Annotated in this window: 5 protein-coding genes; 4 read left to right on the forward strand and 1 reads right to left on the reverse strand. The window is 52.7% G+C overall.

Annotated features, from left to right (window positions below; genetic code table 11):
- The 4 genes from QZ279_RS08395 to QZ279_RS08410 form a co-directional block, all read left to right on the forward strand.
- Positions 1 to 282: LysR substrate-binding domain-containing protein (locus QZ279_RS08395; RefSeq protein ID WP_293449916.1), on the forward strand; the 282-nt coding region annotated here is incomplete at its 5' end.
- Positions 283 to 312: 30 nt separating this feature from the next.
- Positions 313 to 1,479: a cytochrome P450 gene (locus QZ279_RS08400; protein ID WP_293449917.1), complete on the forward strand. Its 1,167-nt coding sequence runs from the start codon at positions 313 to 315 to the stop codon at positions 1,477 to 1,479.
- Between the two features lie 40 nt (positions 1,480 to 1,519).
- Positions 1,520 to 2,122 carry a LysE family translocator gene (locus QZ279_RS08405; protein ID WP_293449918.1) on the forward strand — a complete coding sequence of 201 codons (603 nt, stop codon included), beginning with the start codon at positions 1,520 to 1,522 and terminating at the stop codon, positions 2,120 to 2,122.
- A gap of 62 nt (positions 2,123 to 2,184) precedes the next feature.
- Positions 2,185 to 3,144 carry an acetyl-CoA carboxylase carboxyltransferase subunit alpha gene (locus QZ279_RS08410; RefSeq protein WP_293449919.1) on the forward strand — a complete coding sequence of 320 codons (960 nt, stop codon included), beginning with the start codon at positions 2,185 to 2,187 and terminating at the stop codon, positions 3,142 to 3,144.
- 47 nt (positions 3,145 to 3,191) lie between these two features.
- Here QZ279_RS08410 and QZ279_RS15720 read toward each other — a convergent pair whose 3' ends face one another.
- Entirely contained in the window at positions 3,192 to 3,398 is a 207-nt protein-coding gene (locus QZ279_RS15720) for a hypothetical protein (protein ID WP_366513910.1), read from the reverse strand.
- Positions 3,399 to 3,589: the final 191 nt, after the last annotated feature.

The following is a 3,589-nucleotide window of genomic DNA, read 5'->3' on the forward strand; positions in this document are numbered from 1 at the left end:
GGCCATTTGCGTGAACTAGGTTTGGAGCTAAGCGAAAGCCATTTCAAAGTTGTTTCTGGCAATAGTTTGGTTGCTTGGGAATTGGTGAAACAAGGGTTCGGGATCGCCCCGATGTCGGCAGATGTTGCGCGTGCTTCGCCTGAACTGGTGACGCTTTTGCCTGATAGCGCGCCGATCAGTTTTCCAACTTGGTTGGTCACGCACCGCGAATTGCACACCTCGCGCAAAATCCGGTTAGTGTTTGATTTTCTGGCGGAAGAACTGCCCAAAGCAATGGCTTGACCAAGGTCGGCCCAAGTAGCAGCATGTCTTATGTCCAACGCCCCGATTTATCACATTGATCCCGCCAAATTTTGGGTTGACCCCTATCCTGACCTTGCCGTTATGCGCCGTGATTTTCCTGTCGCCTACGTACCAGAATTTAACGCGACTTTGTTGACGAGACGCAATGATATCTTTCGTGAAGAAAAGTGCATTGATGTGTTCAGTTCCGTGCAACCCGGTGGTTTGATGACGACACTCATGGGTGAAAACATGATGCGCAAAGACGGCGCGCCCCACTTGGCCGAACGCAAAGCGATCTTTCCGACCGTGTCCCCGCGCACTGTTCGCGATGTTTGGAAATCCCAGTTCGAGGCGGCAACGACTGACATTCTGGATTGCCTTGCAATGCAGGGTAAGGGTGATCTTGTTCGCGACTACGCGTTGCCCGTTTCCGCCGAAGCGCTAAAGGCGATCACGGGCCTTACCAACATGCATTTTGCAGAGATGGACCGTGTCAGCCAAGGCATGATCGATGGCATTGCCAACCACGCGGGCGACAAAACGGTTGAGGCCAACTGCCACGATTGCACCGCTTCAATCGATGCACATATCGACACGCAAATCCCAGTGCTAAGGGCCGCGCCAGATATGTCGTTGCTGTCTGTGTCGATGAAAGCAGGCATGCCCCTCGATCAAATTCGCGCAAATATCAAACTCGCGATCTCAGGCGGACAAAACGAACCCCTTGATGCGATTGCAGGCACAATTGCGACGCTACTGGATCACCCCGAACAATTGGAAATGGCGATGAAGGGTGACGTCACTTGGCTGGCCGTGTTTGAGGAATACGCACGCTGGATGTCACCCATCGGCATGTCCCCGCGCCGCATCGCGCAGCGCTACACGCTCAACGCCGTCACATTCGAAACCGACGATCGGGCGTTTTTGATGTTCGGTTCAGGTAACCGAGATGAAGACATCTTTGAGAATTCCGAAAAATTTGATGTCACACGCGACACAACCAAAGCCATCTCTTTTGGAGCAGGCCCACATTTTTGTGCGGGCGCGTGGGCGTCGCGCTGTATGATCGCAGAGGTTGCGTTACCGATGTTTTTCGCGCGCTTCAAAGAGGTCACGTTGACCGAAAAAGTTGCCTATCGTGGTTGGGCTTTCCGAGGGCCACTGAGCGCACAAGCAAAATGGTTGGTACAATAAAACGGTTTGCGCGCGCGAAATTCTAAAGTAGCGATAGGGCATGACCTATGACCTTCTCTTAGCGCTTGTCCTTTTCGCATTTGTGTCCTCGATCACGCCGGGACCGAACAACCTAATGCTGATGGCGTCTGGCGCGAACTTTGGGTTCCGCAAAACAATCCCGCATATGTCAGGGGTCAGCATTGGGTTTTCAGTGATGATCATTCTGGTCGGCGCTGGATTGGTACAGGTTTTCGAAATCTACCCGATCCTGCACCTGATTTTAAAAGTCGTCAGCGTGCTTTACCTGCTTTGGCTGGCATGGAAAATCGCAAACGCTGCAGCCCCCAAGAGCAAAGTCACCAGCGAAAGTACCCCTTTTACATTCATTCAGGCTGCGTTGTTCCAGTGGGTGAACCCCAAAGCTTGGACTATGGCGCTTACTTCGATCTCTGCCTACACAGCGGATCAAAGCTCTGCAGCGGTCCTGCTTGTCGCGTTGATCTTCGGCATCGTGAATTTGCCGAGTGTTTCGTTGTGGACGGTTCTGGGACAACAAATGGTGCGTTTCCTGACCAGCCGCGCGCGTCTGCGCGCATTCAACTGGACCATGGCGCTTTTGCTAGTGGCATCGTTGTATCCTGGTGTGATGGGCGTGGCCTAGCATTGCATCTGGGGCTGTGGCGCGCCATATAGACGGTAAGTTTCTAGTTATGTGAGCGCGCAATGAACTATCTCGATTTCGAAAAACCCCTCGCTGAAATTGAAGGCAAAGCTGAAGAGCTGCGCGCTATGGCGCGTGCCAACGAGGAAACCGATGTTGAAGACGAAGCCGCCGCCCTTGATCAAAAAGCCGCTGATATGCTGGTGAATCTTTATGGTGATCTAACCCCTTGGCGCAAATGCCAAGTTGCGCGCCACCCAGAACGTCCCCATTGCAGTGACTACATCGAGAATATTTTCACAGGCTACACGCCCCTTGCTGGCGATCGCGGCTTTTCTGATGATCACGCGGTTATGGGCGGCCTTGCACGCTTCAAAGATCGCCCCGTCATGGTTATTGGCCAAGACAAAGGTAGCGATACCGCGACGCGGATTGAGCGTAACTTTGGCATGGCGCGTCCTGAGGGGTATCGCAAAGCGATCCGTTTGATGGAAATGGCGAGCCGCTTTAACCTGCCTGTGATTACTTTGGTCGACACCCCCGGTGCATACCCCGGCAAAGGCGCGGAAGAGCGCGGTCAATCCGAAGCCATCGCGCGCTCCACAGAAATGTGCCTCCAGATCGGCGTGCCTTTGGTCAGCGTGATCATTGGTGAAGGTGGTTCTGGCGGCGCGGTGGCGTTTGCGACGGCTAACAAATTGGCGATGCTGGAACACTCAGTCTACTCCGTGATTTCCCCCGAAGGCTGCGCATCAATCCTATGGAAAGATGCCGAGAAAATGCGTGAAGCGGCCGAAGCATTGCGTCTCACCGCGCAAGATTTGCAGAAGCTGGGCGTCGTGGATCGCATTGTTGACGAACCTTTAGGTGGCGCGCACCGTGATCGTCTGAGCGCGATGGACAGCGTGAGCAACGCGATTGAAAAAATGCTTGGTGAATTGAACGGCATGGACGCCAAGGCGTTGGTCCAAGCGCGTCGTGTTAAGTTTTTGGGGATGGGTTCCAAGGGGCTGGCGGCTTAAAGAACGCACGGTTGGTATTGTCGTCTCATATGACTTAGTGAGATGGCTTAAACCTTAGGATAGCCGTCTGCGCTTGGAACGCCATTGAAACCCCAGCCATCCGGTTCGAAGCCGTGTTCCCTTGCTAATAGGGTAAGCTGCTGCTCGTACTCCCAAATAACCTCTGCACTTAGTGTGACAGGTTTTGTTCGAATTTCTAAACTACTGTCACCGCCCTCTGAAATCCGATTGATCGAAAACCCTAGAATCTGCAAGACTATAGAAAACTGATCCTAGTTAGCTGTTACGGCCCGCGGAATCATTTGAAATTCAACGATCGCTATTTCTGGAATGGGATGCTTTGAAGCAATGTCCTGGAAGACCCAATAAGTATCGTTGCATTGTTTCTTTAACTCAGGATCCAATCCTCAATCCTCAATCCTCAATCCTCAATCCTCAATCCTCA

Source organism: Planktotalea sp., from assembly GCF_018607965.1.
In the GTDB taxonomy this organism is placed as follows: domain Bacteria; phylum Pseudomonadota; class Alphaproteobacteria; order Rhodobacterales; family Rhodobacteraceae; genus Planktotalea.

Bases quoted from the DNA above. Each gene is read 5' to 3' on its own strand.
- QZ279_RS08410 (WP_293449919.1), top strand. From the start codon at position 2,185: ATGAACTATCTCGATTTCGAAAAACCCCTCGCTGAAATTGAAGGCAAA.
- QZ279_RS08405 (WP_293449918.1), top strand. From the start codon at position 1,520: ATGACCTATGACCTTCTCTTAGCGCTTGTCCTTTTCGCATTTGTGTCC.
- QZ279_RS08400 (WP_293449917.1), top strand. From the start codon at position 313: ATGTCCAACGCCCCGATTTATCACATTGATCCCGCCAAATTTTGGGTT.